Raw genomic sequence first — 16,224 nt, 5'->3', positions numbered from 1 at the left:
TCGGGTGGTTCGGTCGGGTTGGCGGCTGCGGGTGCGTGGGGGTGCTCGCGCAGTTCCCCGCGCCCGCGATCGCAACCGCACTCACCCGAGCTCTCAGGCACTCCACACCCCGGCATAAGCTGAAGTTATGAGCGACCGTGATCGTGACCATGCGCGTGTGGAGCGGAGCGCCGGGCTGGCCCATCGTGTGCCGGATCTGGGCGCCCTCGAGCTGCTGCTGGCCGTCGCACGGCTCGGCTCGCTCGGGCGGGCAGCCCAGTCGTTGGGGATCACTCAGCCGGCGGCGAGCAGCCGGATCCGTTCGATGGAGCGGCAGCTGGGCGTGGCCCTGGTGGACCGGTCGCCGCGTGGGTCCAGCCTCACGGACGCGGGGGCGCTGGTCACGGACTGGGCCCGGCGGATCGTGGAGGCGGCCGAGGCGTTCGACGTGGGCGCGCAGGCGCTGCGGGACCGGCGCGACTCGCGTCTGCGGGTCGCCGCGAGCATGACGATCGCCGAGTATCTGCTCCCGGGCTGGCTCATCGCGCTGCGCGCCGAGCGCCCGGACACGGCGGTCTCGCTGCTCGCGGGCAACTCGACGGTGGTCGCGGAGCGGCTGCTGGCAGACGAGGCAGACCTGGGCTTCGTGGAGGGACCGACCGTACCGGCCGGCCTGGACGCTGCGGTCATAGCCCACGACCACCTGATCGTCGTGACGGCCCCCGACCACCCCTGGGCCCGCCGCCGCAAGCCGCTGGACGCGGCGGAGCTTGCCTCGACCCCCCTGATCCTCCGCGAAAAGGGCTCCGGCACCCGCCAGGTCCTGGAAGGGGCCCTCGGCGGCCTCGCCCGCCCCCTCATCGAGCTCTCCTCCACCACGGCGGTCAAGTCCTCCGCCCTCAGCAGCGCCGGCCCCGCCGTCCTGAGCGAGCTCGCCCTGGGCGAGGAACTCTCCGCCCGCCGCCTGGTCCGCATCCCCGTAGAGGGCATCCGCCTACGCCGAGCCCTACGAGCGGTCTGGCCAACGGGCCACAGACCCGCAGGCCCAGCAAGAGACCTACTGAGCCTGACCCGAGGCGCCACCGGCTGACCGAAGCGCCCCTGCAAGGGGCGCGGGGAACTGCGCGACAAGCCACGAACAACCCGCACTCGCCAACGAACCGGAGGCCCCCGAGCTGGAAGGCGCAGCGGGGTCGAAGGGGCGGCAGCCCTGGGGGATGGGACGTGGATGGGACGTGGATGGGACGGGTAGGGGCCGCGGGGCGAGAAAAACCGACTCAACCAGCGGCCAGCGCCAACGCCCGCATCACCCGAACGTCCTCCCCCATCTCCGGATGCCACTGAACCCCCAAAACCCACCCCACCCCCGCCCCCGTCCCCACCCCACCGGCGAACTCGACCGCCTCCACCGTCCCGTCCGCCGCATACGCCGAAGCCACCAGCCCCTCCCCAAGACGATCCACCGCCTGATGGTGATAGGTCGGCACCAACGTCTCCTCGGGCACGATCTCCGCATAAAGCGACCCCGGCACGGGCTTGACCGCATGCCGCCCGAACACCCCCACCTCCACCACATGGTCGTCGATGTGCTGCACGAGCGTCCCCCCGAGCGCGACGTTCAACAGCTGCATCCCCCGGCAGATCCCCAGCAACGGAGTCCCCGCCGACAGCGCCGCGCCGATCAGCGCCAACTCCCACGCATCCCGCTCCGCCGCCGCCGGCCCCGTACGCGGCGACCGCTCGGCCCCATAACGCGACGGATCGACATCCGGCCCACCCGCGATCACCAGCCCGTCAAGCCGCGCGACGACTTCCGCGGCGTACGCCGGATCGTCTGGCGGAAGCATCGCGGCGACACCCCCCGCCGCCTGTACGAGCCGCGGATAGCCGACCGGCAGCAGCGCCGCCTCCAGCTCCCACACACCCCAGCGCGCCCCGGACTCCAGATACGTACTCACACCGATCAGCGGCCTGGCCACGCGCTTCTCCCTCGCGCTCAATGGGACACGTCCATACCTTTGTACCGCGCACCCCGCGCACCCCGGGCAGGGCTCACGTCAGGAACCCCCGCAGCAGCGCCGCCGTCCCCGCGCAGTGCTCCCGCATGATCTCGCGCGCCCCGTCCGCGTCCCCGTCGAGCACGGCCTCGACGAGCGCGACATGCTGCCGCTGGGAGTGCTCCAGGTTCCGTACCAACAACGGGATGCAGTCGAGAAGTTCGTTGACGGAGGAGCGTACGGCCGCGTACTGGGCGGTGAGGCTGGGGGAGCCGCACAGTTCCGCGAGCGTGAGGTGGAGGAGGGTGTCGAGGCGGCGATACTCGGCGAGCGGCGCGTCGTGGGTACGGGCCAGTGCCTCCCGCAGACGTACCTCCTGCTCGTCGGTCAGCCCGTGCGTCGCGCACAACCCGGCCGCGCCCACCTCCAGCACCTCCCGGAAGCGCAGCACGTCCTCGATGTCGACCTCGGCGATACGGCGCCGCAGCTCGTCCTCCCCGCCGGCGTCGGCGCGCGGCAGCACGAACGTGCCGCCGTACCGCCCGCGCCGCGACTCCACGAGCTTCTGGTCCTGGAGGACTTTCAGCACCTCGCGCAGCGTGACCCGGCTGATCCCGAGCCGCTCGGCCAGCTCGCGCTCCGCGGGCAGCCGCTCGCCGCCGGGCACCAGCCCGAGCCGTACGACCTGGAGGATCTGTTCGAGGGCCTCCTCGAAGCCGTTGCCCGCCCGCACCGGCCGCAGCACCGGGGTCAACCGGTCCTCCGGACCGCCGTCAGGTTCCGCCGACATGTGGACGTGCCCCCTTCCCAAGCAATGGTTCTCGGCAATACCTTATGGCTCTCGCTCCACCGTAGAAGCGTGAAGAACCTCGCAGCAAACCAAGCCCGCAGCAAGCCCGCAGGAGACAGCAGAAAGCCCGAAGGAGCCTTCCCGTGGCAGACCGCACAGCCCCGCTCAGCGTCGAGGAACTGCACGCCCTCGTCGCGGGCGGTCAGATCGACACCGTCGTCCTGGCCTTCCCCGACATGCAGGGACGCCTCCAGGGCAAGCGGTTCGCCGCGCGCTTCTTCCTCGACGAGGTGCTCTCCCACGGCACCGAGGGCTGCAACTACCTGCTCGCCGTCGACACCGAGATGAACACCGTCGACGGATACGAGATGTCCTCCTGGGACCGGGGCTACGGCGACTTCGCCATGCATCCCGACCTGAGCACCCTGCGCCGGGTGCCCTGGAACGAGGGCACGGCCATGCTGATCGCCGACCTCGCCTGGAACGACGGTTCACCGGTCGTCGCCGCGCCCCGCCAGATCCTGCGCCGCCAGCTGGAGCGCCTCGCCGAACTGGGCTACACGGCCAACGTTGGCACCGAGCTGGAGTTCATCGTCTTCAAGGACACCTACGAGCAGGCCTGGGACGCGGGCTACAAGGCCCTCACCCCGGCGAACCAGTACAACATCGACTACTCGGTGCTCGGGACGGGCCGTATCGAACCGCTGCTGCGGCGGATCAGGAACGAGATGGCGGCCGCCGGGCTCACCGTCGAGTCCGCCAAGGGCGAGTGCAACCCCGGGCAGCACGAGATCGCCTTCAAGTACGACGAGGCCCTGGTCACCTGTGACCAGCACGCCATCTACAAGACCGGCGCCAAGGAGATCGCCGCCCAGGAGGGCATGTCGCTCACCTTCATGGCCAAGTACAACGAGCGCGAGGGCAACTCCTGCCACATCCACCTCTCCCTCGCGGACGCCGACGGCACCAACGCCATGGCCGACGGTCATGAGATGTCCCAGGTCATGCGGTACTTCCTCGCCGGCCAGCTCGCCGCCCTCCGCGACTTCTCACTGCTCTACGCGCCCAACATCAACTCGTACAAGCGGTTCCAGCCGGGCTCCTTCGCGCCGACCGCCGTCGCCTGGGGATACGACAACCGGACCTGCGCCCTGCGGGTGGTGGGCCACGGGCGCTCCATGCGCTTCGAGAACCGGCTCCCCGGCGGCGACGTCAACCCGCACCTCGCCGTCGCCGGGCTCGTCGCGGCCGGGCTGTACGGCATCGAGCAGAAGCTGGAGCTGCCGGAGGTGTGCGAGGGCAACGCCTACACCGCCGAGTACGCGCACGTTCCGACCACCCTGCACGAGGCCGCCGAGCTGTGGGAGAACAGCCCCATCGCCAAGGCCGCCTTCGGGGACGAGGTTGTCGCCCACTACCTCAACATGGCCCGCGTCGAACTGGCCGCCTTCGACGCCGCCGTGACCGACTGGGAGCTGCGCCGCTCCTTCGAACGCCTGTGAGAGGTCCTTCCTTGTCGTACGAGCACGAGCTCCAGGTTCTCAACCCCGCCACCGAGGAGGTTGTCGCCACCGTCCCGGCCGCCACCGCGGCGGACGTCGACGCGGCCGTCGCCCTGGCGACGAAGGCCCAGCGGCTGTGGGCCACCGTCATGGCCCCCGCCGACCGTGCCCGGCTGCTGCGCCGCTTCGCCGCGACGGTGGATGACCACCTCGAGGAGCTGGCCCTCCTCGAGGTCCGTGAGGCCGGGCACACCATCGGCAACGCCCGCTGGGAGGCCGGCAACGTCCGTGACCTGCTCGACTACGCGGCGGGCGGCGTGGAGCGCCTCACCGGACGGCAGATCCCGGTGGCCGGCGGTCTCGACGTCACGTTCCTCGAACCGCTCGGCGTCGTCGGCGTGATCGCCCCGTGGAACTTCCCGATGCCCATCGCGGCCTGGGGCGTGGCCCCCGCGCTCGCCGCGGGCAACGCGGTGATCCTCAAGCCCGCCGAGACGACCCCGCTCACCGCCCTCCGCCTGGTCGAACTCTCCCGTGAGGCGGGCCTGCCGGAAGGCCTCTTCCAGGTGCTGCCCGGCCACGGCCCCGTGGCGGGCAACGCCCTCGTCGAGCACCCCGGCGTCGCGAAGATCGTCTTCACCGGGTCCACGGCCGTCGGCAAGCAGGTGCTGGCCAAGGGCTCCGCGCTCCTCAAACGCGTCACCCTCGAACTCGGCGGCAAGAGCCCCAACATCGTCTTCGCCGACTCCGACCTCGAAACCGCCGCGGCCGCCGCCCCCATGGCCTTCCTCGACAACTCCGGCCAGGACTGCTGCGCCCGCACCCGCATCCTCGTCCAGCGCTCCGCCTACGACCGCTTCCTCGACCTCCTCGCCCCCGGCATCGAGTCGGTCCGCGTCGGCGACCCGGCCGACGAGGCCACCCAGATGGGCCCGCTGATCTCCAAGGTGCAACTGGAGCGCGTCCGTTCGTACGTCGACGCCGACGCGCCCGGCATCCGTGGCAAGGCTCCCGAAGGGCCCGGCTTCTGGTTCCCGCCGACCGTCCTCACCGACGTCGAGCCGCACGCGCGTGTGGCCGCCGAGGAGGTCTTCGGACCCGTCGCCGTCGTCATCCCCTTCGAGGACGAGGCCGACGCGATCCGGCTCGCCAACGACACCCCGTACGGCCTCTCCGGCTCCATCTGGACCCGGGACGTCGGCCGCGCCCTGCGTGTCTCCCAGGCCGTCCGCGCGGGCAACCTGTCCGTCAACTCCCACTCCAGCGTCCGCTACTGGACGCCCTTCGGCGGCTTCAAACAGTCCGGCATCGGCCGTGAACTCGGCCCGGACGCCCTGACCGCCTTCACCGAAACCAAGAACGTCTTCATCAGCACGGAGGGCCCAGCACAGTGACCCAGCCCCAGGAGACTGTTACATCCACTGGGGGTTCCCCCCAGACCCCCGCCTGCCGCCGCCTCGTCGGCCGTACCGCCGTCATCACCGGCGCCGGCAGCGGCATCGGCCTCGCCACCGCGCGCCGGCTCGCCTCCGAGGGCGCGCACGTGGTCTGCGGCGACGTGGACGAGGTGCGCGGCAAGGCCGTCGCCGAGGAGGTCGGCGGACTCTTCGTGAAGGTCGACGTCACCGACGCCGAGCAGGTCGAGGCGCTGTTCAGGACCGCCTACGACACCTACGGCAGCGTCGACATCGCCTTCAACAACGCGGGCATCTCGCCGCCCGACGACGACTCCATCCTGGAGACCGGCCTGGAGGCCTGGAAGCGGGTCCAGGAGGTCAACCTCACCTCCGTGTACCTGTGCTGCAAGGCCGCGATCCCCTACATGCGGCGCCAGGGCAAGGGTTCCATCATCAACACCGCGTCGTTCGTGGCCCGGATGGGCGCGGCGACCTCCCAGATCTCGTACACGGCCTCCAAGGGCGGTGTACTGGCCATGTCCCGCGAGCTGGGCGTGCAGTTCGCGCGGGAGGGCATCCGCGTGAACGCGCTGTGCCCCGGCCCGGTCAACACCCCCCTCCTCCAGGAACTGTTCGCCAAGGACCCGGAGCGGGCCGCGCGCCGTCTCGTGCACATCCCGCTCGGCCGGTTCGCGGAGGCCGACGAGATCGCCGCCGCCGTCGCCTTCCTCGCCAGCGACGACTCGTCCTTCGTGAACGCCACCGACTTCCTGGTCGACGGCGGCATTTCGGGCGCGTACGTCACGCCGCTCTAGAAGTCCGGAGCCGCGCCCACCGCAGGTGTGATTAGAGTGCCGGGATGAGCAGTTCGCCGCCGCCCGGCTGGTACCGCGACCCGTCCTACCCGCTCACCGAACGCTGGTGGGACGGGACCGCGTGGACCGACCACCGACGCCAGCCGGCGGTGCCCGATCCGCTGCCGGCCCAGCCGGGGCCGCCCGCGGGCAAGGGTCCCGGGCGCACCAAGGTCGTCGCCCTGGCCGTGGCCGGTGCCGTTCTGGTCGCCGCCGCCGTCACGGGCGGCGTCGTCGTGTTCGCGAAGGACGGCGACGGGGGCCAGGAGACGAGGACGACGACCTCCGCGCCCGCGGCCCCGTCCTCCGGCACCGACGGCAGTGACAGCCCCTCCCCGTCGGCGTCCCCCTCCGGCGACCCGACCGTCGTCGTGGACGACCTCAACGGCATCACCTTCCCGATCCTCGACGGCTGGATCAGCGGCGAGGACACCGCCGAGGACGCCGTCCTGGTCCGGGACGGCACGTACGACTGCCCCGGCGACGGCGGTCTGTGCCGCAGCGGCTGGGTCTACTCGCGGCCCGTGACCGGCAAGAACGAGACCTCCCCGAAGGTCCTCGCCGAGAACGACATCGAGGACGCGGCGAACGACGCGTACGACCGTGACAAGCTGGAGCGTCGCCCCTACAACGGCATCACCGGCCACGAGGTCGTGGACTCCGGCTCGGTCGCCGTGGCGGGTCGCGCCGGGTACTTCGTGCGCTGGCGCGTCACGACCGAAGCCGGACCCGGCGGCTACGTCCAGTCCCTCGTCTTCCCGTCCAGCCGTGGCACCGGGACACCGGTGCTCGTTCGGTTCACCCTCGACGCGGGCCCCGACGGCCCGCCGGTCGACGACATCGACAAGATCATCAAGGGTATCCGGCCGATGGGCGACGAGGCGGACGAGGAGACGGGCGGGGGAGTGGGGAGCAGCATCGGCCCGTAACCGACCCTCCGGGGGCCTACAAGAACGTGTGGCCCTCGCCGCGGTACGTCGGCACGGTCGCCGTCACCTCGTCGCCCTCGATCAGATGCAGCACGTCGAACCGCTCGCACAGCTCCCCGGCCTTGGCGTGCCGGAACCACACCTTGTCGCCGAGCAGCAGGTCGTCCGCCGGCGACCCGAGCAGCGGGGTCTGCACCTCGCCGGGCCCCTCCTGCGGGTCGTACTTCAGCCCTTCCGGCAGATGCGGCACGGGCAGCCGGTCACGCCCCGCGGCGCCGGAGGCCGGGTAACCACCGCCCAGGACGGTCACGACGCCCACACCCGGACGCCGTACGACGGGCATGGCGAACAGCGAGGCCGGACGCCCGCTGAACGAGGTGTAGTTGTCGAACAGCCGGGGGACGTACAGCCCGGAGCCGGCGCCGATCTCGGTGACCGCGTCCTCGGCCGCCGTGTGCTGCACACTGCCCGTGCCGCCGCCGTTGACGAACTCCAGGTCCGGCGCCACCGCCCGTACGGCACGCACGACTTGGGCCCGCCGCGCGGCCAGCTCCTTCTTCGCGGTGGCCTGCATCAGCCGCACGGCACGCGAACGGAAGGGCCGCCCCGCCACCGAGTCGCCCACCCCGGCGATATGCCCCTCGTACGCCATGATCCCGACCAGCTTGAACCCCGGCCGCTCGGCGACGGCCCGGGCCACGTCGGCGACCTGGGCGGGTGAGTGCAGCGGCGACCGCCGGGCCCCGACGCGTACGCGCCCGCCGAGCAGCTTCAGCGAGGTGTCCAACTCCAGGCAGACGCGCACCACTTCACCGCCGCCCCGGCGGGAGTCGTCGATCAGCTGGAGGTGGGCGGGGTCGTCGACCATCACGGTGACGGCGGCGGCGAGCTTCGGGTCGCCCGCCAGTTCGGCGAAGGCCTCGCGGTCGGCCGACGGATAGGCGAGGAGGATGTCGTCGAACCCGGAACGCGCCAGCCACAGGGATTCGGCGAGGGTGAAGGACATGATGCCCTGGAAGCCCTCACGGGCCAGCACCCGTTCGAGGAGCGTCCGGCACCGCACGGACTTGCTCGCGACACGGATCGGCTTGCCGCCGGCCCTGCGGACGAGATCGTCGGCGTTCGCGTCGAAGGCGTCGAGGTCGACGATCGCGAGAGGTGCGTCGAGATGAGCGGTGGCCCGGTCGTAGCGGACCCGGTCGGCGGCGCGCGCAGTCATGAACGAAGCCTGCCAGACATGATTACCGCAGGGTAGGGGGACGTTCCGGGCTAAAGCCCCGGTGCTGCCGACTGGTTCCCGTTCGACGGGTGGCAACCCGTAGAGTGACGCGAACGCACGGGACGACCTCGACGGGGATGCCGATCCGCTGCCGCGGGTATGGCTTGCCCGTGGTGTGGCGCATGCCTCCGCGGCACAGTCCACCGCATGCGTGACGGCCCGGGTACGAGGAAACTGGGGGGTGCATGAGCACGGAAGCGCGCCGCGCCTCCATCCCCCCACGCCCACCGCGGCCACCCCGCCCGTCGATACCTCCGGGCACCGACACACCGTCCACCACGACACCGCCGCCGCCCGAGCCCGCGCAGAACGACGACGGGGCGGGGCCGCGTTCGACCACCGGGAGCGTTTCGGGGTGGGGGCCGTCCGCGGGGGACGGCTCGGGCTCGCGTCCGGCTGCTGGGGGTGGCTCGGGCTCGCGTCCGGCTGCTGGGGGTGGCTCGGGCTCGCGTTCGTCCGCGAGTGACGCCTCGGCGTCGGGTCTTTCGTCCGGCGGTACGGCGGCCGTGCCGCGGCGCCCGCAGCGGCCGCCGGTGGTGGGGGTGCCCGCGCGGCCCGGTACTCCTCCTCGTCCGTCCACGGCGCCGGGTGCGCCCCGGGACGTACGCGACCCAGCTGCCGGGGGCGGGCAGAGTCCCTCGCGTGGCTCCGGCGGGGACGGCGGTGCCACTCAGCGCCGTGCGGAACACCCGCGCTTCTCCGACTTCCGCCGAACCGCCGGGCAGGGAGGCGGCACCTCGGCCACACCACCACCCCCGGTGGCCTCGGCACGTTTCCCCGACGCCCCGCCCTCGGTGTCGCCTCTCCGGCGCCCGCTCCCCGAAGAGGTCAGGCCCGATACCCGGCCGCGTTCCGCCGAGTTCGACCGGCCCGGTGGCTGGCAGCCCCCGACGGCGTCCTCCCGGCGCTCCGCCGAAGCTCTCGACGCGGCGCTCGGCGCGCCCTCCGGGCGCCCCTTCGTGACGTTCGCGCAGCCCGACACGTCGGCGTGGGAGGAGTGGGAGGCTCCCGAGCCGTACGACGGGCACCGCAGCTCCCGCCCGTCCGGGGCCCGTGCCGCAGCCGTCGCCGCGTGTGTGGTGCTGGGCATCGGGCTCATCGGCGGTGCGGCGGCGGGGAGTTGGCTCACGGGGGACGCGGGGACCGACGGCGTCCGCGGCAGCTTCGCCGCGGCCGCCGAGCTGTGGCACGGCGTCCCCGTGGACGAGTTGTTCCCGCCCACCGTGCAGGGGGAGGGCGCGGGGCCCGGCGGCACCGACCGGACCTGGACCCGCGTAGCCGTCGCCCCCGACAGCGACTGCGCGGACGCCTTCGACCCGCTGCTGCGCAAGGCCCTCACCCCTGCCGGCTGCCTGCGGCTGCTGCGCGCCACCTACACCGACGCGACCCGCAGCAACGTCACCACCGTCGGCATGATGTTCACCAAGGCCGACGCCGCCACCATGGCTTCCCTCAAGGCCCGCTTCGCGAGAGAGGGCCTCGACCGCCGGACCGATCTGATGCCCCGCCCGTACGCCGCCGAGGACACCGTCGCCGCCGGGTTCGGCGACGACCAGCGGGCCTCCTGGACGATCTCCGTGCTCACGGACGTCCCGGTCGTCGTCTACGCGGTCTCGGGCTTCGCCGACGGCCGTACGGTCACCGAACCGCAGCCCGCCGAGGACGCGATGAAGTCCGACGCCACCACGGCCCCCGCCCAGTCCGGCCTCGGTCACGAGGCCCAGGGCCTCGCCGACCGCGTCGAACGAGGCCTGCGCAAGACCGCCGCGTCCGCCACGGAGCAGCCTTCATGAGCGCCGACAAAACCGAGAACACCGTGAAGAGCGGCCGACAGTGCCGCCGTACCCTCCGTGTCGGTCTCCTCGGTCTCCCCCTCGCCGCCTCCCTGGCTCTCCTGCCGTCCACCGCCGCCCACGCCGACAGCATCCGCGACCAGCAGTGGGCGCTGGACGCCATGCACACCCGGGAGGCGTGGCGCACCACCAAGGGCGAGGGCATCACCGTCGCCGTTCTCGACACGGGCGTCGACGACGAACACCCCGACCTGGCCGGCAACGTCCTGCCGACGAAGGACATGGTCGGCTTCGGCGCCTCGCGCGGCGACCGCGCCTGGGCCCGGCACGGCACCGCGATGGCCGGGATCATCGCCGGACACGGGCACGGCGTGAACAACGGCGACGGCGTCCTGGGCATCGCCCCGGAGGCCAAGATCCTCCCCGTCCGCGTCATCCTCGAAGACGGCGACTCCGCCCGCTCCAAGGCCCGCAGCACCCGGGGCAACGCCCTCGCCGAGGGCATCCGCTGGGCCGCCGACCAGGGCGCCGACGTCATCAACCTCTCCCTCGGCGACGACTCCAAGTCCGCCCACCCCGAGCCCTCCGAGGACGCCGCCGTCCAGTACGCCCTGAAGAAGGGCTCGGTCGTCGTGGCCTCCGCCGGCAACGGCGGCGAGAAGGGCGACCACGTCTCGTACCCGGCCGCCTACCCCGGCGTCATCGCGGTGACCGCCGTCGACGAGTACGGCACCCGCGCCGCCTTCTCCACCCGCCGCTGGTACGCCACCGTCAGCGCCCCCGGCGTCGACGTCGTCATCGCCGACCCCGACCGCAAGTACTACGAGGGCTGGGGCACCAGCGCCGCCGCGGCCTTCGTCTCCGGCGCCGCCGCGCTCATCAAGGCGGCCCACCCCGGCCTGACCCCCGCCCAGGTCAAACGGCTCCTGGAGGACACCGCCCGCGACACCCCCACCGGTGGCCGCGACGACTCCCGGGGCTTCGGCTTCGTCGACCCGGCGGCCGCCATCAGAGAGGGCGGCAAGCTCGTACCGGACGACCTCACGTCGGCGTCGTACGGCCGCGAGTACTTCGGCTCCGGCCCGGACCCGGTGAAGGAGGACGACGGCACCTCCGGCTGGGCCGCCCCCGTCGCGGGCGGCCTCGGCGTCGTCCTGCTGGTCACAGCGGTCGTGGTGTGGCGCGGCGGCCGCGGCCGCCCGGACGAGTTCGTCGTCTGAAGTTTGAAGTCTGAAGTCTGAAGTCTGAAGTCTGAAGGCTGACGGCTACGACGCGGCGGTCGCGCTCGCGCTCGTACTCGCCGGGGCGACCGAGCCGCCCTCGTCCCCGGAGTCCCCGGAGTCCCCGGAGTCCCCGGAGTCCCCGGAGTCCCCGGAGTCCCCGGAGTCCCCGGAGTCCCCGGAGTCCTTGAGGTCCTCGATCTCCCCGAACACCGAGACGGCCGCCCGAGCCGCCGCCTCGACCAGCGCGATCCCCTTCTCCTTCGTCGTGTTGCCGTGCGACACCACCGCGACCAGATACTCCCGCCCGTCAACCGTGACCCGGCCGATGCTGTTGATGACCCACAGCCCGGTGGCGGTACGCGGCAACCACCCGTTCTTCAGGGCGAATCCGGAGCCGGAGGCCCCCTCGTCCGAGGCGTCCGACGCGGCGGCCGAGACACCCCAGTCCTGCCCCACCGCGATCCGCCCCATCAGCTCCTGGAGATACGCCCGCGAGGCCTCGCTCAGCTCGGAATCCCCGCTCTCCCCGAACACCTGCTGGAGCAGAGCGAGTTGATCGGCGGCCGTGGTCCGCGTCAGCCCCCAGTACAGGCCGTCGCCGCCCTCGGTGTCCGTCAGCCCGAACCGCTCGTTCGCGGCGTCGAGCCCGTCCGCCAGCCCGATGGACTTCCACAGCGCCGTCGCGGAGGCGTTGTCGCTGTCGCGGATCATCGCGGAGGCGTACGTCCTCTCCTGCGCGGTGAGCTGCCGGTCCGCGTCCTGCGCCTGGAGCAGCAGGGCCGCGAGGATGTTCACCTTCACGATGCTCGCGGTCTCGAACCGCGCGTCCCCGTACCCCGCCCCGTCCCCGGACGCGACGTCCAGCACGGCCACGGACACCGCCGCCCCGTCCTCGACGGCCACGTCCTCGAGGGCCGTCACGAGCGACTCGTCGTGATCCACCTCGGGCGCCGCCACAGGTTCCACCAAAGCCTCCTCAGCGACCGCGTCCGCACCCGGCGCGACGGAAGCGGAGGCCGAGGGCGATACCGACGATGACGCCGACGACGATACGGCGGCACTCCCACCCTCCTGCGCCCGGGCCGTCATGTACACCGTCCCGGCGGCCGCCGTGGCGCACACCACGACGGAGGCCAGCGCGGCGTGGAAGAGCGGACGGCGCCCGGACGGGCGGGCACGGCGACAGGCTCTGTTCGGAGGCATGCGGCGATGGTTCTGCGCCGCGCTGTGCGCATGGTTAGGCCAGTGTTAGATGCTTGTCAGGGCGAGCTGAGAAAACCGTGAGTGATGTGACGGCCACGTTTCCAGCCCGGCAAAGGCCCAGGAGACTTCCCCCGATAGGGTCGACGACCGTGGCGAACAAGAACATTCCCGACCCCGGCTTCTCCGACGACGACGGCTCCGCCGACCCCCGGCTCAGCGCCGCGCTCGCCGCCTGGGCCGAGGACCGGAGCGCCGTGGGCCCCGTCCTGGAAGCGCTCAAAGGCGCCCGGCTGCTCGTCCCCGTCGTGGCCGTGCTCGGCGAGGTCGAGGAGGACGAGAACGGCCTGCGCCGCGAGAAGACCAGCGACATGGCCGTCCCCACCCTGAAGGCCGGCGGCCGTACCGCCCTGCCCGCCTTCACCTCCACCGACTCGCTCGCCCGCTGGGACCCCGCCGCCCGCCCCGTCGCCGTACCCCTGCACCAGGCCCTCCAGGCCGCCGCGCACGAGAAGGCCGACACGATCGTGCTGGACCTGGCCGGTCCGGTGCCGTACGAGCTGACCGGTCCCGCGCTGCTCGCGCTCGCCGAGGGCCGTACGACGACCGACCCGCTCGCCGATCCGGCCGTCGTCGAGGCCGTACGGGACGCCGTCGCCGCCGAGCCCGCCGTGCTCCGTGCCCACCTCGGCCCGGGCCGGGCGGACGGCACGCTGGCTCTCGTACTGGACCCGTCCGCGCCCCCCGCCGACGCCGCACAGGCGGTCGCCCGGCGCCTCGCCGCCGACGAGACACTCAGGGCCCGCCTGGTACGCGGCCTCGACCTGGCACTCCTGCCGGTCGGGGCGACGCCACCGGGCGAGCCCTTGTACGTCAGAGGGTGAGCTATCCGTAGACCGGGCCCGTGTACTTCTCGCCCGGGCCCTGGCCGGGCTCGTCCGGGACGAGGGACGCCTCGCGGAAGGCCAGCTGGAGCGACTTCAGACCGTCGCGCAGCGGGGCCGCGTGGAAGGAGCTGATCTCGGTCGCGGACGCGTCGAGGAGGCCGGCGAGGGCGGTGATGAGTTTGCGGGCCTCGTCGAGGTCCTTGTACTTGTCGCCCTCTTCGGTCAGACCGAGCTTCACCGCGGCGGCGCTCATCAGGTTGACGGCGACCGTCACGATCACCTCGACAGCGGGGACCTCGGCGATGTCGCGGGTCATGGAGTCGAAGTCGGGAGCCTCGGAAGACTCGGCAGGGGTGTCACTCATGCCCCACACGATAGGCCCCGGCGCCCGTGCCCCGATCTGAGGGAGCCCGTCGCCCGGATTGGCGGCCAGGGTCTTGACACTGTAAAGTGGCTTAACGACCGGTCGGACATATGTATGCCCGACCCGCAAGTGGAGGCTCCGAACTCCCACCTGACCATCCTCCGGGAAGGCAGGTCACCCGGTCAGACGGCCCCCACCGTTCCGTACGGACGGTGGAGTCGTCCGAAATCGCGCCCCGCGGAACACCCGCGGCGGTGCTCCGGCAGTGCTAGGAGCCCCGCCTGTGTACCGTCCGGGGCATTTTTCATGGCCCCCGGTGGTTGGTCCCTATGTCAACCAGACATTACGCGGCGGTCCGCCAGACCGTCGTGGGGTGCTACCGAGGAGGATCCATCAGCGCCGAGCCCCGCATCAACGACCGGATTCGCGTTCCCGAGGTGCGACTTGTCGGTCCCAGCGGCGAGCAGGTCGGGATTGTTCCGCTTGCCAAGGCCCTGGAGCTTGCGCAGGAGTACGACCTCGACCTGGTCGAGGTGGCCGCGAACGCGCGTCCGCCGGTCTGCAAGCTCATGGACTACGGGAAGTTCAAGTACGAGTCGGCCATGAAGGCCCGTGAGGCGCGCAAGAACCAGGCGCACACGGTCATCAAGGAGATGAAGCTCCGGCCGAAGATCGACCCGCACGACTATGACACCAAGAAGGGTCACGTCGTCCGGTTCCTCAAGCAGGGCGACAAGGTCAAGATCACGATCATGTTCCGTGGTCGCGAGCAGTCCCGGCCCGAGCTGGGCTACCGACTGCTGCAGCGTCTCGCGGAGGACGTCCAGGAGCTCGGGTTCGTCGAGTCGAACCCCAAGCAGGACGGCCGCAACATGATCATGGTTCTCGGTCCGCACAAGAAGAAGACCGAGGCGATGGCCGAGGCCCGCCAGGCGCAGGAAGCTCGGAAGGCGGAAGCGAAGGCCAACCCCGGCAAGTCGCAGAACGCCGCCGACGCGGACGTATCGTCCGAGGCGCCGGCCGAGGAGCCTGCCGAGGCGTAAGTCCCCTGGGTGCGAGCCCGGGGAAACCCCGGGCGCGAGCCCAGGGTGCCAACCGATAGATATGACGTTCCGTCGTGCCCGGTTTAGCGACCGGGCACGGGAGCGCCACTGACGAGGAGAGAACGGCGCTATGCCGAAGAACAAGTCGCACAGCGGTGCCAGCAAGCGCTTCAAGGTCACCGGCTCCGGCAAGGTGCTCCGTGAGCGCGCCGGCAAGCGCCACCTGCTCGAGCACAAGTCGTCCCGCGTGACGCGTCGCCTCACCGGCAACGCCGAGATGGCCCCGGGCGACGCCGCGAAGATCAAGAAGCTTCTCGGCAAGTGACGTGAGCGGCGCCCCCTGGGAGCGCCGTACGTCAGGACCGGGACCCAATCGATTCCGGGTCGTGTGAAGACCACCACGGCCCCGCTACAAGGAGTAAAAAGTGGCACGCGTCAAGCGGGCAGTCAACGCCCACAAGAAGCGCCGGGCGATCCTCGAGCAGGCCTCCGGCTACCGCGGTCAGCGTTCGCGTCTGTACCGCAAGGCCAAGGAGCAGGTCACCCACTCGCTGGTCTACAACTACAACGACCGCAAGAAGCGCAAGGGCGACTTCCGTCAGCTGTGGATCCAGCGCATCAACGCCGCTGCCCGCGCCAACGGCATCACGTACAACCGCTTCATCCAGGGTCTGAAGGCCGCGAACATCGAGGTCGACCGCAAGATCCTCGCCGAGCTGGCCGTCAACGACGCCACGGCTTTCGCCGCGTTGGTCGAGGTGGCTCAGAAGGCGCTGCCGGCGGATGTGAACGCGCCCAAGGCGGCGTGACCGCTGGCGCTGGCTTCAGCCGCCGAAGGACCCGCAGGCCCCCTGGGGTCTGCGGGTCCCGGTGTTTGGCGCCGGTTCATCTGGGGTGCGCTTGTACGTGCGGGGTGTGTTGGGTTGCCCGCGCAGTTCCCCGCGCCCCTTAAAAGCACCGGGCGCGACCCATGCCGTTCAGGGGGCG

The 16,224-nt window shown here is 71.6% G+C and carries 17 protein-coding genes; 12 read left to right on the top strand and 5 right to left on the bottom strand.

Translation table 11 applies throughout. The features are described 5' to 3' along the window. Positions 1-127: 127 nt before the first annotated feature. Positions 128-1,069, top strand: a complete 942-nt coding sequence (locus CES90_RS28535) for a LysR family transcriptional regulator (RefSeq protein WP_189785906.1) — start codon at positions 128-130, stop codon at positions 1,067-1,069. A gap of 187 nt (positions 1,070-1,256) precedes the next feature. On the opposite strand, the gene CES90_RS28530 is transcribed toward CES90_RS28535, so the two are convergent. Beyond that, entirely contained in the window at positions 1,257-1,958 is a 702-nt protein-coding gene (locus tag CES90_RS28530; protein WP_189785907.1) for a gamma-glutamyl-gamma-aminobutyrate hydrolase family protein, read from the bottom strand. Between the two features lie 73 nt (positions 1,959-2,031). Then, a complete protein-coding gene (locus CES90_RS28525; RefSeq protein WP_189785908.1) occupies positions 2,032-2,766 on the bottom strand; it encodes a FadR/GntR family transcriptional regulator in 735 nt (244 codons plus the stop codon). A 143-nt stretch (positions 2,767-2,909) separates the two neighbouring features. Between CES90_RS28525 and CES90_RS28520 the strand changes: the two genes are divergently transcribed. From CES90_RS28520 to CES90_RS28505, 4 genes are read left to right on the top strand one after another with little or no spacing between them, the layout of a single operon-like run. After that, positions 2,910-4,268 carry a glutamine synthetase family protein gene (locus CES90_RS28520; protein ID WP_189785909.1) on the top strand — a complete coding sequence of 453 codons (1,359 nt, stop codon included), beginning with the start codon at positions 2,910-2,912 and terminating at the stop codon, positions 4,266-4,268. An 11-nt stretch (positions 4,269-4,279) separates the two neighbouring features. Then, positions 4,280-5,662 (top strand): aldehyde dehydrogenase family protein, encoded by a 1,383-nt coding sequence (locus CES90_RS28515; protein WP_189785910.1) that lies wholly within the window; start codon positions 4,280-4,282, stop codon positions 5,660-5,662. Next, positions 5,659-6,480 carry a 3-oxoacyl-ACP reductase gene (locus CES90_RS28510; RefSeq protein ID WP_189785911.1) on the top strand — a complete coding sequence of 274 codons (822 nt, stop codon included), beginning with the start codon at positions 5,659-5,661 and terminating at the stop codon, positions 6,478-6,480. Before CES90_RS28515 ends, CES90_RS28510 begins: the two co-directional genes overlap by 4 nt. 44 nt (positions 6,481-6,524) lie before the next feature. Then, a complete protein-coding gene (locus tag CES90_RS28505; RefSeq protein WP_189785912.1) occupies positions 6,525-7,448 on the top strand; it encodes a DUF2510 domain-containing protein in 924 nt (307 codons plus the stop codon). Between the two features lie 16 nt (positions 7,449-7,464). On the opposite strand, the gene CES90_RS28500 is transcribed toward CES90_RS28505, so the two are convergent. Continuing rightward, a complete protein-coding gene (locus tag CES90_RS28500) occupies positions 7,465-8,667 on the bottom strand; it encodes an amino acid deaminase/aldolase (protein WP_189785913.1) in 1,203 nt (400 codons plus the stop codon). 241 nt (positions 8,668-8,908) lie between these two features. Here CES90_RS28500 and CES90_RS28495 point away from each other — a divergent pair, with 241 nt between their 5' ends. The 3 genes from CES90_RS28495 (at position 8,909) to mycP (ending at position 11,740) form a co-directional block, all read left to right on the top strand. Then, positions 8,909-9,193, top strand: coding sequence for a hypothetical protein (locus CES90_RS28495; RefSeq protein ID WP_189785914.1), 285 nt, complete (start codon positions 8,909-8,911; stop codon positions 9,191-9,193). A 292-nt stretch (positions 9,194-9,485) separates the two neighbouring features. After that, positions 9,486-10,520, top strand: a complete 1,035-nt coding sequence (locus tag CES90_RS28490; RefSeq protein ID WP_229914160.1) for a hypothetical protein — start codon at positions 9,486-9,488, stop codon at positions 10,518-10,520. Next, a complete protein-coding gene (gene mycP / locus CES90_RS28485; RefSeq protein ID WP_189785915.1) occupies positions 10,517-11,740 on the top strand; it encodes a type VII secretion-associated serine protease mycosin in 1,224 nt (407 codons plus the stop codon). Before CES90_RS28490 ends, mycP begins: the two co-directional genes overlap by 4 nt. 45 nt (positions 11,741-11,785) lie before the next feature. Here the strand turns inward: mycP and CES90_RS28480 are convergent, their stop codons facing one another. Next, positions 11,786-12,946, bottom strand: coding sequence for a serine hydrolase (locus CES90_RS28480; protein WP_189785916.1), 1,161 nt, complete (start codon positions 12,944-12,946; stop codon positions 11,786-11,788). Between the two features lie 149 nt (positions 12,947-13,095). Between CES90_RS28480 and CES90_RS28475 the strand changes: the two genes are divergently transcribed. Then, complete coding sequence (locus CES90_RS28475) at positions 13,096-13,827, top strand: SseB family protein (protein ID WP_189785917.1); 732 nt, start codon at positions 13,096-13,098, stop codon at positions 13,825-13,827. A 1-nt stretch (position 13,828) separates the two neighbouring features. Here the strand turns inward: CES90_RS28475 and CES90_RS28470 are convergent, their stop codons facing one another. Beyond that, the gene (locus tag CES90_RS28470; protein ID WP_189785918.1) at positions 13,829-14,194 is read right to left on the bottom strand and encodes a DUF1844 domain-containing protein; all 366 of its coding nucleotides are present in this window, start codon (positions 14,192-14,194) and stop codon (positions 13,829-13,831) included. A gap of 329 nt (positions 14,195-14,523) precedes the next feature. Between CES90_RS28470 and infC the strand changes: the two genes are divergently transcribed. The 3 genes from infC to rplT all read left to right on the top strand — a co-directional run bounded on the left by infC (position 14,524) and on the right by rplT (position 16,046). Beyond that, the gene (gene infC / locus CES90_RS28465; RefSeq protein WP_229914161.1) at positions 14,524-15,237 is read left to right on the top strand and encodes a translation initiation factor IF-3; all 714 of its coding nucleotides are present in this window, start codon (positions 14,524-14,526) and stop codon (positions 15,235-15,237) included. 130 nt (positions 15,238-15,367) lie between these two features. Next, the gene (gene rpmI / locus CES90_RS28460; RefSeq protein WP_004933563.1) at positions 15,368-15,562 is read left to right on the top strand and encodes a 50S ribosomal protein L35; all 195 of its coding nucleotides are present in this window, start codon (positions 15,368-15,370) and stop codon (positions 15,560-15,562) included. A gap of 100 nt (positions 15,563-15,662) precedes the next feature. After that, the gene (gene rplT, locus CES90_RS28455) at positions 15,663-16,046 is read left to right on the top strand and encodes a 50S ribosomal protein L20 (RefSeq protein ID WP_033531708.1); all 384 of its coding nucleotides are present in this window, start codon (positions 15,663-15,665) and stop codon (positions 16,044-16,046) included. Positions 16,047-16,224 lie beyond the last annotated feature (178 nt).

The organism is Streptomyces capitiformicae, assembly GCF_002214185.1.
In the GTDB taxonomy this organism is placed as follows: Bacteria; Actinomycetota; Actinomycetes; order Streptomycetales; family Streptomycetaceae; genus Streptomyces; species Streptomyces capitiformicae.
This window is presented reverse-complemented; position numbering and strand designations above follow the sequence as displayed.

Bases quoted from the DNA above. Each gene is read 5' to 3' on its own strand.
- infC (WP_229914161.1), top strand. From the start codon at position 14,524: ATGTCAACCAGACATTACGCGGCGGTCCGCCAGACCGTCGTGGGGTGC.
- rpmI (WP_004933563.1), top strand. From the start codon at position 15,368: ATGCCGAAGAACAAGTCGCACAGCGGTGCCAGCAAGCGCTTCAAGGTC.
- CES90_RS28505 (WP_189785912.1), top strand. From the start codon at position 6,525: ATGAGCAGTTCGCCGCCGCCCGGCTGGTACCGCGACCCGTCCTACCCG.
- CES90_RS28535 (WP_189785906.1), top strand. From the start codon at position 128: ATGAGCGACCGTGATCGTGACCATGCGCGTGTGGAGCGGAGCGCCGGG.
- CES90_RS28480 (WP_189785916.1), bottom strand. From the start codon at position 12,946: ATGCCTCCGAACAGAGCCTGTCGCCGTGCCCGCCCGTCCGGGCGCCGT.
- CES90_RS28525 (WP_189785908.1), bottom strand. From the start codon at position 2,766: ATGTCGGCGGAACCTGACGGCGGTCCGGAGGACCGGTTGACCCCGGTG.
- CES90_RS28500 (WP_189785913.1), bottom strand. From the start codon at position 8,667: ATGACTGCGCGCGCCGCCGACCGGGTCCGCTACGACCGGGCCACCGCT.
- CES90_RS28470 (WP_189785918.1), bottom strand. From the start codon at position 14,194: ATGAGTGACACCCCTGCCGAGTCTTCCGAGGCTCCCGACTTCGACTCC.
- mycP (WP_189785915.1), top strand. From the start codon at position 10,517: ATGAGCGCCGACAAAACCGAGAACACCGTGAAGAGCGGCCGACAGTGC.